The 17950-nt window shown below is 69.1% G+C and carries 16 protein-coding genes; 10 read left to right on the top strand and 6 right to left on the bottom strand.

Annotated features, from left to right (window positions below; all coding sequences use genetic code 11):
- Positions 1 to 4 precede the first annotated feature (4 nt).
- Entirely contained in the window at positions 5 to 1066 is a 1062-nt protein-coding gene (gene fni / locus ACZYYX_RS22945; protein ID WP_463816923.1) for a type 2 isopentenyl-diphosphate Delta-isomerase, read from the bottom strand.
- A 39-nt stretch (positions 1067 to 1105) separates the two neighbouring features.
- On the opposite strand from fni, the gene ftsY reads away from it, so the two are divergent.
- The 4 genes from ftsY to ACZYYX_RS22925 all read left to right on the top strand — a co-directional run bounded on the left by ftsY (position 1106) and on the right by ACZYYX_RS22925 (position 6955).
- Positions 1106 to 2521: a signal recognition particle-docking protein FtsY gene (gene ftsY / locus ACZYYX_RS22940; RefSeq protein ID WP_463816922.1), complete on the top strand. Its 1416-nt coding sequence runs from the start codon at positions 1106 to 1108 to the stop codon at positions 2519 to 2521.
- Positions 2522 to 2692: 171 nt separating this feature from the next.
- Positions 2693 to 4075: an ammonium transporter gene (locus ACZYYX_RS22935; RefSeq protein ID WP_463816921.1), complete on the top strand. Its 1383-nt coding sequence runs from the start codon at positions 2693 to 2695 to the stop codon at positions 4073 to 4075.
- Between the two features lie 5 nt (positions 4076 to 4080).
- Entirely contained in the window at positions 4081 to 4419 is a 339-nt protein-coding gene (locus ACZYYX_RS22930; RefSeq protein ID WP_011779408.1) for a P-II family nitrogen regulator, read from the top strand.
- A 76-nt stretch (positions 4420 to 4495) separates the two neighbouring features.
- On the top strand, positions 4496 to 6955 hold the full coding sequence (locus ACZYYX_RS22925; RefSeq protein ID WP_463816920.1) for a [protein-PII] uridylyltransferase: 2460 nt from the start codon (positions 4496 to 4498) through the stop codon (positions 6953 to 6955).
- Positions 6956 to 6959: 4 nt separating this feature from the next.
- On the opposite strand, the gene ACZYYX_RS22920 is transcribed toward ACZYYX_RS22925, so the two are convergent.
- Entirely contained in the window at positions 6960 to 9161 is a 2202-nt protein-coding gene (locus ACZYYX_RS22920) for a molybdopterin-dependent oxidoreductase (protein ID WP_463816919.1), read from the bottom strand.
- 112 nt (positions 9162 to 9273) lie between these two features.
- Here ACZYYX_RS22920 and ffh point away from each other — a divergent pair, with 112 nt between their 5' ends.
- Both ffh and ACZYYX_RS22910 read left to right on the top strand, forming a co-directional pair.
- Positions 9274 to 10842, top strand: coding sequence for a signal recognition particle protein (gene ffh, locus ACZYYX_RS22915; protein WP_463816918.1), 1569 nt, complete (start codon positions 9274 to 9276; stop codon positions 10840 to 10842).
- Positions 10842 to 11948: an amidohydrolase family protein gene (locus ACZYYX_RS22910; RefSeq protein ID WP_463816917.1), complete on the top strand. Its 1107-nt coding sequence runs from the start codon at positions 10842 to 10844 to the stop codon at positions 11946 to 11948. Before ffh ends, ACZYYX_RS22910 begins: the two co-directional genes overlap by 1 nt.
- On the opposite strand, the gene ACZYYX_RS22905 is transcribed toward ACZYYX_RS22910, so the two are convergent.
- The 4 genes from ACZYYX_RS22905 to ACZYYX_RS22890 form a co-directional block, all read right to left on the bottom strand.
- A complete protein-coding gene (locus tag ACZYYX_RS22905) occupies positions 11945 to 13537 on the bottom strand; it encodes a diflavin oxidoreductase (protein WP_463816916.1) in 1593 nt (530 codons plus the stop codon). The two genes, ACZYYX_RS22910 and ACZYYX_RS22905, sit on opposite strands and share 4 nt — an antisense overlap.
- 98 nt (positions 13538 to 13635) lie before the next feature.
- Complete coding sequence (locus ACZYYX_RS22900) at positions 13636 to 14193, bottom strand: hypothetical protein (RefSeq protein WP_463816915.1); 558 nt, start codon at positions 14191 to 14193, stop codon at positions 13636 to 13638.
- Positions 14194 to 14203: 10 nt separating this feature from the next.
- Complete coding sequence (locus ACZYYX_RS22895) at positions 14204 to 15043, bottom strand: D-alanyl-D-alanine carboxypeptidase family protein (RefSeq protein WP_463816914.1); 840 nt, start codon at positions 15041 to 15043, stop codon at positions 14204 to 14206.
- A 103-nt stretch (positions 15044 to 15146) separates the two neighbouring features.
- Entirely contained in the window at positions 15147 to 16031 is an 885-nt protein-coding gene (locus ACZYYX_RS22890; RefSeq protein WP_463816913.1) for a D-alanyl-D-alanine carboxypeptidase family protein, read from the bottom strand.
- 45 nt (positions 16032 to 16076) lie between these two features.
- On the opposite strand from ACZYYX_RS22890, the gene ACZYYX_RS22885 reads away from it, so the two are divergent.
- From ACZYYX_RS22885 to rimM, 4 genes are all read left to right on the top strand, one after another.
- Positions 16077 to 16508: a nuclear transport factor 2 family protein gene (locus ACZYYX_RS22885; RefSeq protein WP_463816912.1), complete on the top strand. Its 432-nt coding sequence runs from the start codon at positions 16077 to 16079 to the stop codon at positions 16506 to 16508.
- A gap of 155 nt (positions 16509 to 16663) precedes the next feature.
- Complete coding sequence (gene rpsP / locus ACZYYX_RS22880; protein WP_463816911.1) at positions 16664 to 17173, top strand: 30S ribosomal protein S16; 510 nt, start codon at positions 16664 to 16666, stop codon at positions 17171 to 17173.
- Positions 17174 to 17181: 8 nt separating this feature from the next.
- Positions 17182 to 17424 (top strand): RNA-binding protein, encoded by a 243-nt coding sequence (locus ACZYYX_RS22875; protein ID WP_003928628.1) that lies wholly within the window; start codon positions 17182 to 17184, stop codon positions 17422 to 17424.
- Positions 17425 to 17946 (top strand): ribosome maturation factor RimM, encoded by a 522-nt coding sequence (gene rimM / locus ACZYYX_RS22870; protein ID WP_463816910.1) that lies wholly within the window; start codon positions 17425 to 17427, stop codon positions 17944 to 17946. It abuts the gene before it with no gap.
- Positions 17947 to 17950 lie beyond the last annotated feature (4 nt).

The raw sequence follows: 17950 nt of genomic DNA, 5'->3' as shown, positions 1-17950 counted from the left end.
GGTTCTACTCGCTCTTTCCCGCCCAAACGTCGGTTTGGGCGGAGTGGGGGGTGACGCCGGCGGCGCGCAGGGCCGCGAGGTCGGCCGCGCCGCTGCCGTGCAGGCAGATCAACAGCTCCTCGAGGAAGACTTCCAGCCAATCGACCACGGCGGCAACGGATTCGATCGCCGGCGCGAGTAACGGCCGGGCAATGGCGACGACCTGCGCGCCCATGGCGAGAGCTTTGGCGGCGTCCATGCCGGTGCGGATTCCGCCCGAGGCCACCAGCGGCATGTCCGGCAGCGTCTGACGCACCTCCTGCAGCGCCTGTGCGGTCGGGATGCCCCACTCGGCCAGCGCCGGATGGCGGATTTCCCCGTATCGGACGAACTGCTCGATGCGCGCCCAGGAGGTGCCGCCCGCACCGGCGACGTCGACCGCAGCCACCGGATACCGCACCAGCTCTGCCGCCGCGACGGCGCCGATGCCGTGCCCGACCTCCTTGATCATCACCGGGTAGTCCAGCGCTCCGATGACGTCGCCCAGCCGGCCCAGTGACCCGGAGAAATCCGTGTCGCCCATGTGCTGCATGGCCTCCTGCAGCGGATTGGTGTGCACCGCGACGGCATCAGCGCCGACACGCTGTAGCGCGGCCGCCAGCCCGGGCACCATGTCCGGGGACACCTGGGCCAGCCCCACGTTGCCGATCACGAGCACGTCGGGCGCGACCTCGCGGACCGCGAAGCTGGCCGCGGCGCCCTCGTCGTCGATCATCACCCGCTGCGACCCCAGCATCATGCCGATGCCCAGTTGCTGCGCCGCCGCCGCCAGATTGCGGTTGATGATCCCCGAGAGCTCCGCACCGCCGGTCATCGCGCCGATCAGCACGGGCGCCTGCAGCCGGCGGCCGAGGAAGTCGGTACCCAGGTCGATCGCACGCAGGTCGGTCTGAGTCAGCGCGTTGTAGGGCAACCGGTAGCGCTCGAAGCCCGTGGTCACCGTCTGGTAGTCGACCGCCTCGGTCAGGCAGACATCGATGTGGCGGCGTTTGCGCTGATGCAGGGCCGAGCCCGGGTTGAAGCTCACCGGCTGTGGCCCGTTCCGGGCCCCTGCGACAATGGCCGGGTGAGTGAGGGTCTCTGGATCGCCATTGCGGTCATCGCCGTCCTGCTGCTCGTCGCGCTCGTGGTGGGCCTGGTGCGGTACCGCCGGCGTCGCATCAGCCTGTCCGCTCGAGACACCGCCACTCCTGTCGATCGGTCGGGCGGCTACAAGGCCGCCTCGGGCATCACGTTCTCGGCGTCAGCGCCCACCGAGGCGCCCCCTCAGCCGCCCGCGCCGCGCACTGCGAAGGCGCCTGAGCGCATTGACACCACCGGACTGCCCGCCGTCGGCGATGATGCCACCATCCCGCGGGATGCACCCAAACGGCGCATCTCCGACGTGCGGCTGCCTGATCCCGTCACCGAGGCCCGTCCTGAACCGCCCGTAGAGGCGCCGGACACCGTGGTTCCCGACGTCGTGGTTCCCGATGTTGTGGGGCCAGACGTTGCCGAACCAGACGTGGTCGTCCCGGACGAGCCGCCGGCCCCGGCGGTCACCCCCGAGATCGACGACATCGCGCCGGCGGAAGGCCGTCTGGACCGGCTGCGTGGCCGCCTGGCGAAGTCGCAGAACACGCTGGGCCGCAGCATGCTGGGCCTGCTCGGCGGCGGTGACCTCGACGAAGACTCCTGGGAGGAGATCGAGGACACGCTGCTGATCGCCGATCTCGGCCCGGTGGTCACCGAATCGGTGGTGAGCGCACTGCGCGCGCGAATGGCATCGGCCAACGTCCGCACCGAGGCCGACGCCCGCGCGGTGCTGCGCGACGTGCTGATCGCCGAGCTCAAGGCCGATATGGATCGCTCGATCAGGGCCCTGCCCCACGAGGACAAGCCGTCGGTGCTGCTGGTCGTCGGTGTCAACGGCACAGGCAAGACGACCACGGTGGGCAAGCTGGCCCGCGTGCTGGTGGCCGACGGCCGCCGCGTCGTGTTGGGCGCCGCGGACACGTTCCGAGCCGCTGCGGCCGATCAGCTGGAGACCTGGGCGTCACGGGTCGGTGCGCAGGTGGTTCGCGGCGCCGAGGGGGCCGATCCGGCCTCGGTGGCCTTCGACGCCGTCGACACCGGCATCGCGTCGGGCGCCGACGTCGTGGTGATCGACACCGCGGGCCGGCTGCACACCAAGACCGGCCTGATGGACGAGCTCGGCAAGGTCAAGCGGGTGGTCAGCCGACGCGCCCAGGTCGACGAGGTACTCCTCGTCCTGGACGCGACGATCGGTCAGAACAGTCTGCCGCAGGCCCGGGTATTCGCCGAAGTGGTCGACATCACGGGCGTCGTGCTCACCAAACTGGACGGCACCGCCAAGGGCGGCATCGTGTTCCGGGTGCAGCAGGAGCTCGGCGTTCCCGTGAAGCTGGTGGGCCTGGGTGAGGGCGCCGATGACCTCGCCCCGTTCGAACCGGCGGCCTTCGTCGACGCCCTACTCGGCTGAGCGCGCCGCCTGAATCGCGTGATGTAACAGCAGCGAAACCTGACCGGTCCATCCGTTCACACGAGCGAAACACCGGCGCGTCTTCGTCGAAACAACCACTGCGCATTGTCATGTCCCAGGCAACGGACGTCATTTGGCGCGGCCGTGGCATGACGAAGGAGGAATCTGCGAGTGGACCAATTCCCGACGATGGGTATACCGGACACCGGTGATACCGCGTGGATGCTTGCCAGCGCCGCGCTGGTGTTGCTGATGACCCCCGGCCTGGCGTTCTTCTATGGCGGCATGGTGCGCGCCAAGAGCGTGCTCAACATGATCATGATGAGCGTTTCGGCCATGGGTGTCGTCACCGTGCTGTGGGTGCTCTACGGCTACTCGCTCGCCTTCGGCAACGACGTGGGCAACCTGTTCGGCAACCCCGCCCAGTTCTTCGGACTCAAGGGGCTGATCGGGGGCAACGCGGCGGCAGCCGTCGTCGCCGACCCGGCCGCCGGCGTGGAAGCCGTGGACGCGGTGAACATCCCGCTGGTGGGTACGCTGCCGGCCACGGTGTTCGTCGCCTTCCAGCTGATGTTCGCGATCATCACCGTCGCGCTGATCTCGGGCGCGGTCGCCGACCGCATCAAGTTCGGCGGCTGGCTGCTGTTCACCGCACTGTGGGTCACCGTCGTGTACTTCCCGGTCGCGCACTGGGTCTTCTCGTTCGACGGGGTCACCGCCGAGACGGGCGGCTGGATCGCCAACAAGCTCGCCGCAGTCGACTTCGCCGGTGGTACCGCGGTGCACATCAACGCCGGTACCGCGGGCCTGGTTCTCGCGATCATCCTCGGCAAGCGCCGCGGCTGGCCGGGCACCCCGATGCGCCCGCACAACCTGCCGTTCGTGATGCTCGGCGCCGGTCTGCTGTGGTTCGGCTGGTACGGCTTCAACGCCGGTTCGGCGACGTCCTCGGGCGGCCTGGCCGGTTCGACCTTCGTCACCACGACTGTCGCCACGGGTGCGGCGATGCTTGCCTGGCTGCTCACCGAGCGCATCCGTGACGGCAAGGCCACCTCGCTGGGTGCCGCCTCGGGCATCGTGGCCGGCCTGGTCGCGATCACCCCGTCGTGCTCGTCGGTGAACGTGGTCGGAGCTCTCGTGATCGGCGTCGTCGCAGGTGCCCTGTGCGCCTTGGCCGTCGGCCTGAAATACAAACTGGGATATGACGACTCGCTCGACGTGGTGGGCGTCCACCTGGTCGGCGGCATCGTCGGCACTCTGCTCGTCGGGCTGGTCGCCGCGCCCGAGACCGGCGCTGGTGTGGCCGGGCTCTTCTACGGTGGCGGTTTCGACCAGCTGTGGCGCCAGGCCGTTGGTGCGGGAGCGGTTCTGCTCTACTCGGCCATCGGGACAGCTATCTTGGCTCTGATAGTGAAGTACACCGTCGGACTTCGGCTCAGCGAGGAGGATGAATCCACCGGGGCTGACGAATCGGAGCACGCTGAAACCGCCTACGACTTCGCTTCGGTCGGCGGAGGCTCGGCACTCGGTCGTCACCCAGGCGTGGAGGGATAAGGGATATGAAGCTGATAACTGCGATCGTCAAGCCGTTCACACTCGAAGATGTCAAGACCGGTCTGGAACAGACGGGCATCCTCGGCATGACCGTCAGCGAAGTTCAGGGCTACGGTCGGCAGAAGGGCCACACGGAGGTGTACCGCGGGGCGGAGTACTCGGTGGACTTCGTGCCGAAGGTTCGCGTCGAGGTCGTCGTCGACGACGCCGCCGTGGACAAGGTGGTCGACGTCATCGTGCAGGCCGCCCGCACCGGCAAGATCGGTGACGGCAAGGTCTGGGTGAGCCCGGTCGAGACGGTGGTGCGGGTGCGCACCGGCGAGAGGGGAGCCGACGCTCTCTGACGGAGCAGTCGAACACCGAGTCGTCTCCCGGCCCGCGCCGGGTGCGCTGGATCGTCAAGTGCCGGGAGGACAACTCATGACAGAACAGACACCGCGTCCCGCCGCCGGCGCACCCCGTTGGGTGCGTCCGGCGGCGGGATCGTCAAGTCCGGCAACTGATCTGACTGCCGCCGTCGAGCAATTGCGGTCCGGGGGAGCGCGATTGGACTCGGCGGCGCTGCGCGACGCCCTGCTCGATCTCTACGATTTCTGGCTCACCACCAAGGCGAACGACATCGGTATCACTGCCAGCAGTGGGTTCGCCATCGTCGCCACCGGCGGTCTGGGCCGCGGTGAAGTACTCCCGTACTCCGACCTCGACCTGATGCTGCTGCACGACAACATGCCGTCCGACATCGTGGGCGAGGTCGCCGAGCTGCTGTGGTATCCGTTGTGGGACGCCAACATTCGGCTCGACCACAGTGTGCGCACGGTGCCCGAGGCGCTGCGCGTCGCCGCCGACGACATGTCGGCCGGGCTCGCGATGCTCGAGGCGCGTCACATCGCCGGCGACGCGGACCTCTCAGCGCTGCTGATCGGTGGTGCGCGCCGCCAGTGGCGTACCGGGATCGGCTCGCGCTTCGAGGAACTCGTCGAGCACACCCGGGCCCGGTGGCAGCGTAGCGGTCAGATCGCACACCGCGCCGAACCCGATCTCAAATGCGGTCGCGGCGGCCTGCGCGACGTGCAACTGCTCAACGCGTTGGCCATCGCGCAGCTCGCCGACGTGTATCCCAGCCGATCGCTGGCCTCTCCCACCGAGACTCTGGGCGAGGCGCATCTGGCCCTTCTGAACGTACGCACGGAACTGCATCGCGTCGCCGGACGCGGCCGGGAACTGCTCCTCGCCCAGCATGCCGACGAGATCGGTGCGTCGCTGCGCATCGGGGACCGATTCGATCTCGCCCGCATGCTCTCCGACGCCGCCCGCACGGTCAGCTACTACGTCGACGCCGGCATCCGAACGGCAGGCAACGCGCTGCCACGCCGCGGGCTGTCGGCGCTGCGCCGCCCCGTGCGCCGCCCGCTCGACGAGGGCGTCATCGAGTTCAATGGCGAAGTCATCCTCGCCAGAGACGCACGTCCGGAACGCGATCCCGGGCTCATCCTGCGGGTGGCGGCCGCGTCGGCGACCACCGGTCTCCCGATGGCGGCCTCGACGCTGAGCCGATTGGTGGAAACAGCGCCCGAACTGCGCACGCCGTGGCCGCGTCAGGCGCTCAAGGACCTGCTGGTGATGCTCGCCGCCGGCCCCTCGGCGGTCGGCACCATCGAGGCCCTCGACCGCACGGGCCTGTGGGGCCGGCTCTTCCCCGAGTGGGGTGCGGTGCGCGACCTGCCCCCCCGCGACGTCGTGCACATCTGGACTGTCGATCGTCACCTCGTCGAAACCGTCTCGCGGGCAAGCGCTTTGACCACGCGCGTCGCCCGGCCCGATCTGCTCGTGCTCGGTGCGCTGATCCACGACATCGGCAAGGGCCGCGGCGGGGACCACAGCGTCATCGGTGCCGAGCTGGCCCATCAGATCGGCACGCGGCTGGGGTTGTGGCCGTCGGACATCACGATCCTGTCTGCCGTCGTGCGGCATCACCTGCTCCTGCCGCACACCGCGACTCGACGTGACCTGCAGGACCCCGCGACCATCGCGACCGTCGTCGATGCGATGGGCGGGGATCTGACGGTGCTCGAGCTCCTGCACGCGTTGGCCGAGGCCGATTCCCTGGCCACCGGTCCCGGCGTGTGGGGTGACTGGAAGGCCTCTTTGCTCGGTGATCTGGTCCGGCGATGCCGGCTGGTGATGGCGGGGGAGCCTCTGCCGCAACCGGATCCGATCGATCCCCGCTTCCTCGAGATGGCCGGCCAACCCGGGGTGCACGTGGAGCTGGCGCCCGGCGACAGTCCGCACATCTTCACCGTCACGATGATCGCGGCGGACCAGCGCGGTCTGCTGTCGAAGGCCGCCGGTGTGCTGGCGCTGAACTCGCTGCGTGTGCATTCGGCTTCGGTCAACGGCCACAACGGGTCTGCGGTCAACACCTTCGTCGTCTCACCGCATTTCGGTTCACCGCCGGCGGCCGAGCTGCTGCGCCAGCAGTTGATCCTGGCGCTCGACGGCGATCTCGACGTGGTGTCCTCGCTGGAGAAGAAGGGCGATCCTCAGGCGGCGGGCCGTGCCGGCGAGATCCGGCCGGCGGTGCCCGTCCATGCTCCTGCCGCGCCGTCGCGGGTCCTGTGGCACGACGCCGACGAGGCCGGGCGGACGGTGCTCGAGATCCGGACCACCGACCGCGCCGGATTGTTGAGCGCGCTGACCGCGGTGTTCGAGCGCAACGGGGTGGACATCGCCTGGGCGAAGGTGACGACGCTGGGTTCCTCGGTGGTCGACGCGTTCGGCGTCGTGCTGCCACAGGACAGCGCCGCTGTGCGCCAGACCCTGGATCGGGAGCTGTTCGCGGTGCTGCCCGCGCCGCCGCCCGCCGTCGAGGAAGCCAGCTAGACGGTCAGTGCGCGGCGGTGACCGAGACCCAGGTCCCGTTGACCGCCGCGGTGCCGGTGAACGTGTCGACGAGATCCGGGTCGTGCAGGGCATTGACGTTGGCGCCGGCCAACGTGCGCGCGTGGCGCCACCCGGTGTCTTGATGGCCCCAACCATGAGGAACGGCAACGGTTCCGGCGCGGATGTCCGCGGTGACGTCCAGTGGTACCTCGATGCGGCCCACGGCCGAGGCAACGGACACGATGTCGCCGTCGGCCAGGCCGCGCGATGCCGCGTCGTGCGGGTGCATCAGCACCGTGCACCGGTTGCTGCCACCCGTCATCGACGGCACGTTGTGCAGCCAGGAATTGTTGCTCCGCAGCTGCCGGCGGCCGATCAGCTGCAGGTCGTATTCGTCGGCGGGCGCCGCGTCGGTATCCGCCAGACAGGCGCGTGCCGCGGCGACGAACTCTTCGGGCGCCAGGTGCACGCGTCGGTCTTTCGTTGCGATGACCTCGCGCAGGCGCGGCTGCAGCGGGCCGAGATCGACACCTCCCGGGCTGGTGCGGATCTGCCGCATCGTGATGCCCCTGCGGCCCTGTCGAAGTCGGCCGTGTGGTCCGGTGGCTACGGCCAGCGCCGCCAGGCGTAGCGGGTTGATCGCCGACACGAGCCGTGAGCGCAGCGGGCCGGGCAGTGACCGCAGCGGCCGCGGCAGCAGTTCGAGCGCCAGGCGCGTCAGGATCTCCCAGTCCTCCAAGCCATCGGACGGTGGGTCGAACGAACGATGTTGAAAGCGAACGGTGTTGCGCACCTGGAATACCGGCGTCAGCAGGCTGACGTCGTCGCGTTCGAGCGGCGACACCGGCGGCAGGATGAAGTCGGCGTGCCGCGTGGTCTCGGTGACGTACATGTCGACCGCCACGTAGAAGTCCAGCGAGTCCAGCGCATCGTCGAGACGGCCGCGCTGGGGGATCGACGACACGGGATTGCCGGCGTAGGTGATCATCGCGCGGATCTGACCGGGGCCAGGGGTGAGGATCTCGTCGGCCATCACCACGGCGGGCAGCTCCGAGCGGAACGAGCGATAGCGCCCCGACCGGTCGGTGTAGCTGCCCGGCCGGAACGGTATCCGTTTGGCCAGCCTCGGCACATCCGCGACGGGGGTGGTGAACATCGTGCCGCCCGCGCGGTCGAGGTTGCCCGTCACCGCGTTGATGACCATCACCAGCCAGCTGACCAGCGTGCCCGTCGGCTGCTGGCAGATACCGATGCGCGCGTAGATCGCCGCGGATTCCGCGGCTGCGTGCTCGCGGGCCAGCGTGCGGATCACCTCCGCGTCCACCCCGGCCCGCGGGGCCATCGCCTCCGGCGTCGCGTCGGCAACCAGGTCGGCCAGTTCGGCGATCCCCGTCGACTGTGCAGCGACAGCCTTTGTGTCGCAGAGCTTTTCGGAGAGCAGGACGTGCAGCATCCCCAGCAGCAGGAACAGATCGCCGCCGGGGCGAACCGCGACGTGCTGATCGGCCAGGCGGGCGGTCTCGGTCCGGCGCGGGTCGACGACGACGACGGTGCCGCCGCGTTCGCGGATCGCTCGGATCCGCCGTTTCGCGCCGGGCATGATCGACAGCGAACCGTTGGACACCGCGGGATTGGCCCCGAGAATCACGAGCCGCTGGGTGCGGTCGATGTCGGTGACGGGGATCAGCGCGTTGGACCCGAACACCTTCCACGCCGCGAACTCGTGCGGCATCTGGTCGATCGACGACGCGGTGAAGAAGTTCGGGGTGCGCAGCGCCCGGCTCAGGAGGAAGCCGTAGGCCGCGCCGGAGCTGTGCGCGGCCGGGTTTCCCAGGTACATGCCCAGCGCCTGGCTGCCGCTGGTGGCCCGCACCGCCCGCAGCCGTCGACCGATCTCGGTGAACGCCTCGTCCCAGTCGACCGGCACGAAGCGCTCACCCACGCGGCGCAGCGGGGTGCGTACCCGGTCGGGATCGTGGTGCAGTCCGCCCATCGCGGTGGCCTTGGGGCAGATGTAGCCGTGGGACAGCACGTCGTCGGGATTGCCCTCGATGCGGGTGACCTGCCCGTCGGTGACGGTGACGTGCAGCCCGCAGTGCGCCTCACACAACGTGCACTGGCTGATGTGGGTGACTCCAGTGAGCGGGCCTCGGGGCGCGTCCGCGTCCCGGCGCGAGGTGGTGAGGGGCACATCGATCGCTGTCACGGAACCTCCGCGGGCTTGTCGGATGGCCCTCACGGTAACGGGTGGGGGTCGCACGCGACCAGGCCTCAGCGCGGCTTTCTCGTCGCGACCGGGCGACCGTTAGGCTGACGAGGTGTTTGAATCCCTGTCCGACCGGTTGACCGGTGCCCTGTCGGGCCTGCGCGGCAAGGGCCGGTTGACCGATGCCGACATCGATGCGACGGCCCGCGAGATCCGGCTGGCCCTGCTCGAAGCCGACGTGTCGTTGCCCGTCGTGCGTCAGTTCGTGTCCCACATCAAGGAGCGCGCCAAGGGCGCCGAGGTGTCGGGTGCGCTGAACCCCGCCCAGCAGGTCGTCAAGATCGTCAACGAGGAGCTCGTCGCGATCCTGGGCGGTCAGACGCGCCAGCTCGCCTTCGCGCGGAACCCACCGACGGTGATCATGCTGGCCGGCCTGCAGGGCTCGGGCAAGACCACGCTGGCGGGCAAGCTCGCCAAGTGGCTCAAGGGCCAGGGTCACACGCCGCTGCTGGTGGCCTGCGACCTGCAGCGGCCCGGTGCGGTCAATCAGCTGCAGATCGTCGGCGAACGCGCCGGGGTCGGCGTGTTCGCGCCGCATCCGGGCACCGCGCCCGGCGCCGCCGAGGTCAAAGGCACGGCCGATCCGGTGGCGGTGGCCGCCGCGGGTCTGGCCGAGGCCAAGGCCAAGCACTACGACGTCGTCATCGTCGACACCGCGGGCCGCCTCGGTATCGACGAGGAGCTGATGAGCCAGGCCGCCGCGATCCGCGACGCGGTGCAGCCCGACGAGACGCTGTTCGTCCTGGACGCGATGATCGGCCAGGATGCCGTCACCACGGCCGACGCGTTCCGCGAAGGCGTCGGCTTCACCGGCGTCGTGCTGACCAAGCTCGACGGTGACGCCCGCGGTGGGGCCGCGCTGTCGGTGCGCGAAGTCACCGGCGTGCCGATCCTGTTCGCATCCAGCGGCGAGAAGCTCGAGGACTTCGACGTCTTCCACCCCGACCGGATGGCCAGCCGCATCCTCGGCATGGGTGACGTGCTGAGTCTGATCGAGGCGGCCGAGCAGCATTTCGACGCTGAACAGGCCGAGGCGACCGCGGCCAAGATCGGCAGCGGAGAGCTGACTCTCGAGGACTTCCTCGAGCAGATGCTGATGATCCGCAAGATGGGTCCGATCGGCAATCTGCTGGGCATGCTGCCCGGCGCCGGTCAGATGAAGGACGCACTGGCCGCCGTCGACGACAGCCAGCTCGACCGGGTGCAGGCCATAATCCGCGGCATGACACCGGCCGAGCGGGCCGACCCGAAGATCATCAACGCCTCCCGACGGTTGCGCATCGCAAACGGCTCCGGGGTGACCGTCGCCGAGGTCAACCAGCTGGTGGACCGCTTCTTCGACGCGCGCAAGATGATGTCGCAGATGGCCGGACAGATGGGAATGCCGTTCGGCCGCAAGAACACTCGTAAGGCGGGCAAGGGCAAGAACAAGCAGGCGGGCAAGAAGAAGGGCCGCCAGACGACCAAGGGTCCGACGCCGCCTCGCAATCCGCTCGGCGCCGGCATGGCCGGCCTGCCCGCCGGTTTCCCGGACCTGTCCAACATGCCCAAGGGCCTCGACGAGCTGCCCCCGGGCCTTGCCGACATCGACCTGTCGAAGCTGAAGTTCCCCAAGAACTGATGGCGGCGGCGCTGCACGTCCGCGGGCGTGGGCTGCCCGACGGGGAACCCGTGGAGTGGTGGGTCGTCGATGAGGGCTCGCCCGAAGAGGGTGGGCGGCGCGGACGCCTGTCCGTTGAACCGGTCGCCGGCGCCGAGACTGTCTTTGATGGCGGCTGGATCCTGCCCGGCCTGGTCGACGCGCACTGCCACGTCGGGCTGGGGCCCGACGGTGAGATCCCGCTCGACGAGGCCATCGAGCAGGCGCTTGTCGAGCGTCAGGTCGGCGCGCTGCTCCTGCGCGACGCCGGATCTCCCACCGACACACGAATTCTCGACGAGCGTGACGACCTGCCGCGGATCATCAGGGCCGGGCGTCACATCGCCCGGCCCAAGCGCTACCAGCGGGGCTTCGCCGCCGAACTGGCCGACGAAGCGCAGCTGCCCCAGGCGGTCGCGGAGCAGGCGCGCCGCGGGGACGGTTGGGTGAAGATCGTGGGGGACTGGATCGACCGCGACACCGGCGATCTCGCTCCGCTGTGGTCTGACGAGGTCCTCGACGCGGCGATCGACGCCGCGCACGCCCACGGCGCCCGCGTGACGGCCCATGTGTTCAGCGAGGAGGCGCTGCCCGGCCTGATCCGCGCCGGCATCGACTGCATCGAACACGGCACCGGGCTCACCGAGGACACGATCGATCTGATGGTCGAGTACGGCACCGCGCTGGTGCCGACGCTGATCAACATCGAGAACTTCCCCGACATCGCCGCCGCCGCCCACAAGTACCCGCGCTATCAGCGCCACATGCGTGCCCTCTACGCCACGTGCGGGGAGCGCATCGCGGCGGCGCGGGAAGCGGGCGTGCCCATCTACGCGGGCTCGGATGCGGGCAGCGCTGTGGCGCACGGCCGTATCGCCGAGGAGGTGGAAGCGCTCAAGGGGATCGGCATGACGCCGACCGATGCGCTGGGCGCGGCCTGCTGGGACGCCAGGGAGTGGCTGCGCCGGCCGGGTCTCGAGCACGGTGCGTCCGCCGATTTCGTCTGCTACACAGATGATCCGAGAACAGGTGCCGGAGTGCTCGCGGCGCCTGATCGCGTCGTGCTGCGTGGACGCGTGACCCGCTAGTACACGTCGCGCACGTAGCGGTGCGACTTCACCAGGTCGCTGACGAATGCGTGGGCGCCCTCGGCGTCGAACCCGCCGTGTTCGGCCACGATCTCGTGCAGCGCGGCGTCGACGTCGCGGGCCATCCGGTCGGCGTCGCCGCACACGTACAGATGAGCGCCGGCGCGCAACCACGCGAACAGGTCGGCGCCCCGATCCCGCATGCGCTGCTGCACATACACTTTCGTGTCCGAGTCTCGAGAGAACGCCAGATCGAGCCGGGTCAGCGTGCCGGCCTGGACGAAGGCCTCCAGTTCCTCGCCGTAGAGGTAGTGGGTGGCGCGCCTGCGGTCTCCGAAGAACAGCCACGACTCACCGGAGGAACCCGTGACCTGGCGTTCCTGGAGGAAGCCGCGAAACGGTGCGACGCCGGTCCCAGGGCCGATCATGATGATCGGGATGTCCGGATCCGGCAGGCGGAACGCGTGATTGGGACGCAGCTGCACCGTGAGCCGATCGCCGCGGTCGGCCAGGAAGGTCGACGCGACACCTCCGCGTGTGCGGCCGCCGCAGGTGTAGCGGACCGTGGCGACGGTCAGGTGCGCGCTGTCGGCATGCACCAGTGGACTCGACGCGATCGAATAGTCGCGAAACTGCAGGGGGCGCAGGGTGTCGACGACGTCGTCGACGTCGAGATCGGCCAGCCGCACCATGTCGAGCACGTCTTTGCCGTAACACCACGAGCCCGGCGCCGGGGTCGGCTCGGCGCGCAGCTCGGCGGCCGCGCGTTCGTCGTGGGTGTGCGCGGCGACGAGGGCCTGCAGTGCGCGCGAGGGTGTCCGGATCTCGAGGCGTTCAGTGAGCAGGGTGCCTAGCGGTTCGTCGTAGCCCGCGACGAGATGATCGGGTTCGGCGGCGAGTTCGGCCAGCAGCGCGTCGACGAGCACGGGATCGTTGGGGGCGTACACGGCCAGAGAGTCGCCGGCGCAGTAGGTGATGCCGGAACCGGTGAGGTCGATCTCGTAATGGCGGACTTCGCGGTCCGGGTCGGCCGACGACAGAACGCGATTGACCGTGCACCGGGTCGCCACAGGATGGTGCCGATCTCGGCCGGCGAGCTCGGCGGGCGGTGGTGCCACGCCGGCGGGGGTGTGCGCGGCCTGCAGCAGCTTGACCACGTCGGTGGTCCACGCTGCGGCGTGGCGCTCGTAGGGGCCGTCGATGTCGACACGTGCGGTCAGCCGGGTGGCTCCCAGCGCTTCGAGCCTCTCGTCGAGCAGTTTTCCGGCGTTGCAGAACAGGTCGTAGCCGATGTCACCGAGGGCCAGTACGGCGAAGCTCAGGTGATCGAGCGGGGTGTCGCTGACTGCGAGTGACTCCCAGAACAGTGCGGCGTTGTCGGGAAATTCACCGTCGCCGAAGGTCGAGGTGACGGCGACGAGATGGCTGACGCTGCGCAGTTCGTCGATGTCGATCTGATTGAGTTCGCGGGCCTCGGCACCGATGCCGGCGGCGACACACGCCTCCGCGAAAGACAACGCCGCGTCTTCGGCGTTGCCCATGTCGGTGCCGTATCCGACGATCAGCGAGAACTCGGGCTGGACGGCCAACGACTGCTCCCTCGGTCGGCGCACCACACCACGCGGCGCAAGTTAGGGCGACCTTACTTGCTGGCAGCGAGCAATGGGGGCGTCCCTCTGGCGGGGTGTCACCACTTGAACATGGGCAGCGGAGAGCCGGGATGACGTCGGGCGTGGGCCAGCGTCAGCGCGACGAGCCGGGCGTGGAAGCCCGCATCGGGACATTCTCTGCGCACGGCCCGGCAGGAGGCGCGGGGAAGGCCGAAGCGCACCACGCCGAGCGACACGTCGACGGCATCGGCGCGGCGAAAGATCTCGACAGGGGCGCTGGGCGGTCCGGCGCGCCGAATCCGATGGTGTTCGACGATCATCTCGGTGACGAGCGGGGCGAGGTCCTCCTCGCCGTGCTCGGCGAGCCAGGCGCGGGCGAGATCGGCGGACGGAGCCAGATAGTCGAAGGTGCCTGCCGACCAGATGCCGAGATCGTGGAACGCGGCCGCGGTCAGGTAGGCCTCGGTGGACGAGGGCACGGGCTCGATGCCGGCGACGGGGGAGATGGCGTGCAGCGCATCGCAATACGCCAGGACCCGCAGCACATGGTTGCGGTAGGCGGTGAGGTCGGCGCCGAGGTGGCCGGTCCAGGGCGCGAGCCGGCGGTCGATCTGCTCGGCGGCGCCGGTGTCCATCCCGGTCAGCCTAGGGCTGGCTGAAGCCGTAGTCGAACAGGTCGATCGCCTGCCCGTAGAGGTCACCGCTGCCGTACATCTGGACCACCACCAGCCGCTTGCTGCCACGCTGGGCCGCACCGACGTAGGTCTTGCGGGCCAGGTTGGTGAACCCGGTCTTGCCGGCCAGATCCCCGGGGTAACGGCTCAGCAGCTCGTTCTGATTGTGCAGCGTCTTGCCCGGGAACGGCGCCGTCGGCGATCGCATGATCGTCGCGATGAGTGGATACTGAAGCGCCGCACGAAAGATCACCGCGAGATCGTGGGGCGAGGTGACCGACTCCCAGCCGGGTCCGTCCAGGCCGGACGGCGACGACGCCCTGGTGCTACGTGCGCCGACGAGGGCGGCCTTGCGGTTCATCGCCGCCACCGCGGCCTGCTGCCCGCCCAGCATGTCGGCGAGCATGTTCGCCGCGTCGTTGCCCGACACCATCAGCAGCGCCGAGAGCAACTGCGTCGTGGTGTAGGCCTGCCCGGGCACGAGCCCCACGCACGAGCATTCGACGTCGTCATGTGAGGAGTTGGCCCGCGCGAAATTGTCCGGTCGCAGCCGATCGAGCACCACCATCGCGAGCAGAGGCTTGATCGTGCTGGCGGGTGCGTAGCGGCCGTACGGATCGCGACTGGCCAGCACGCGACCGGTGTCCAGATCAGCGACCAGCCACGCCTGTGCCGGTCCTTGTGGAAGTGCTTGTGCTGCAGCGGGTTCGGCGCTCGGTTGGGCAGCGACCGGGGCGGCTGGCACGATGACCGTCACCGCGATCATCGTCGTACCGAGGGCGCACACCAGCCCCGCGAATCCACGCCGCACGATGGGCGACGCTATCCGCGGAAGGACTCGGCCGGGTCACCGTCGGGTACCGGTTTCGGCGTGACTGCCGTCGCCGAGCGACGACGAGCACGCCGAAATCGCACTAGAGCGTGCCGATGCCCGCGTTCGGTCCCAGGGCGAAACCCCAATCGAGCAGCGCGGCAGCCTGATCCCAGTAGGTCGGCCCGCCCTCTCTGACGAGCCCGTGCATCATCGCCACGACCAGGTGCCGCCCGCCGCGCTCTGCGCCGCCGACGAACGTCTTCTGCGCGAGATCGGTGTACCCGGTCTTGCCGCCGAAGGTGCCCGGGTAGCGGTGCAGCAGTTCGTCCTGGTTGACCAGTACGACGTCGCCGGTACGGGTGGGGAATACCGCGGTGGGCTGGGACGTGATCTGGGCGAACACCGGGTTGGCCATCGCGGCGCGGAAGATCACCGCGAGATCGTGCGGCGTGGACCAGATGTCGATCCCCGGGCCGTCGATGCCCGACGGTGAACCTGCAGTGGTGCCGAGCGCGCCGAGGCTGGCGGCCTTGGCGGTCATCTTGGCCGTCGCGACGTCGCGGCCGCCCAGCATGGTCGCCAGCGTGTTGGCGGCGTCGTTGCCCGAGACGAGCAGCAGCGCCTCCAGCAGCTGTCGGGTGGTGTACGTCATTCCCGGCGTCACACCCGCGCAGTTGCATTCGACTCTGGTGTCGGCCTCATTGGCGACGAGGGTCGCGTCGAGCGGCAGCTCGTCGAGCACGGTCAGTGCGAGCAGCACCTTGATCGTGCTCGCCGGCGCGAACCGGGTGTTCTCCTCGCGGCCCGCGAGCACCGCGCCGGTGTCCATGTCCGCGACGATCCACGCCTCCGCGGGGCCGACCGGGATCGGAACGCTGCCCGCCGGCTGGCTCACCCCGGCGACCGGCGTCGCGACCGCGTGAGGAGCGCTCACCCCGCCGACCACGCCCATGATCACCGTCAGGTACGCGAGAAGCCTCATCATGGCGGCCGAGCCTAACGGGATTCCTCGATCGTGTTCAATCGAGGAATGTTGAGCCTCGAGGAGATTTCCGATCGGCTGGAGATCCAACAGTTGCTGGTCGACTACTCGACCGCGATCGACCAGAAGCGCTTCGACGATCTCGACGCGGTGTTCACCCCGGACGCGTACATCGACTACAGCGTCGCCGGCGGTATCGAGGGACGGTTTCCCGAGGTCAAGGCCTGGTTGAAGGAGGTGCTGCCGAACTTCCCGATCTACTACCACATGCTCGGCAACGTCGACATCCGTATCTCGGGCGACACCGCGACATCGCGCGCGATCTGCTTCAACCCGATGGTGATGGGTGGCGATCCCGACAAGAACCCTGCCCAGATCTACTTCGTCGGCATCTGGTACGTCGACGAGTTCGTCCGCACCGAGCACGGGTGGCGGATGAGCAAGCGGGTCGAAGAGAAGTGCTTCGACAAGCTCGTGTGACGATTTCTGTTCGCACCCTGCGCTCTGGCACAATGAGCGGCTGTCTGTCCGGGACTCAGGCCCCGCGACGGTCACACACGTAAGGCAAAACCGGATCGGGCAACCCGCCTGTATCGCCGAATTGCAGCGTGGCACCTCAGTAGGAGTGTTTCTTCATGGCTGTCAAGATCAAGCTGACCCGTCTGGGCAAGATCCGCAATCCGCAGTACCGCATCATCGTCGCCGACGCGCGCAGCCGCCGCGACGGTCGCGCCATCGAGGTGATCGGCCGGTACCACCCCAAGGAAGAGCCCAGCCTCATCCAGGTCGACTCCGAGCGCGCCCAGTACTGGCTGGGTGTGGGCGCTCAGCCCACCGAGCCCGTGCTCGCGCTGCTGAAGATCACCGGTGACTGGCAGAAGTTCAAGGGCCTGCCCGGCGCCGAGGGCACGCTGAAGGTCAAGGAACCCAAGCCCTCCAAGCTGGACCTGTTCAACGCCGCGCTGGCCGAGGCCGAGGGTGGCCCGTCCACCGAGGCAACCACGCCCAAGAAGAAGAAGGCGCCGGCCGCCAAGAAGGAAGCCTCTGACATCGAGGCGACCGCTGATCCGTCCGGGTCCGCGGACAAGTCCGAGGCCGCCGCCGAGGGCGAGGACGCCACCGTCGCCGGCGCCACTGAAAGCTGAGCGACACCGTGAGTTCAGTCGTCGTCGACGCCGTCGAGCATCTGGTTCGCGGGATCGTCGACAACCCCGACGATGTCCGGGTCGACATGGTGACCAACCGCCGCGGGCGCACGGTCGAGGTGCACGTGCACCCGGATGACCTGGGCAAGGTCATCGGCCGCGGTGGCCGTACCGCGACCGCGCTGCGCACCCTGGTCGCCGGTATCGGCGGCCGCGGTATCCGCGTCGACGTGGTGGACACCGACCAGTAGATGGACCTCGTGGTCGGGCGCGTGGTCAAGGCCCACGGCGTGACCGGCGAGATCGCCGTCGACGTCCGTACCGACGACCCGGAGGGCCGGTTCGTCTCCGGCGCCACCCTGCGCGGCCGAGCGCCGCGCGGGGGCGCCGAGCGCGAGTACCGAATCGAGTCGGTACGCAGTCACGGCGATCGGCTCCTCATCCGGCTCGACGGTGTCGGCGATCGCGACGCCGCCGATGCGCTGCGCGGCACGTTGTTCCTCGTCGACGCGCAGACGCTGCCCCCGATCGACGACCCCGACGAGTTCTACGACCACCAACTCGAGGGGCTCACCGTCTCGACCGTCGCCGGCGTGATCGTCGGCACGGTCGCCGAGGTGTTGCACACTGCCGCAGGCGAATTGCTGGCGGTGACGCGCGAGGACGGGGCCGAGGTGCTCGTGCCGTTCGTGTCCGCGATCGTGGTGTCGGTGTCGCTCGCCGAGGGCTCCGTGGTGATCGACCCGCCCGAGGGTCTTCTCGACCTGAGCTGAGAAG

The sequence above is a fragment of the Mycobacterium sp. IDUB_1 genome (genome assembly GCF_055419625.1).
Note: the sequence above shows the minus strand (reverse complement) of the source record. Positions and strands in the feature narration are given on the sequence as shown.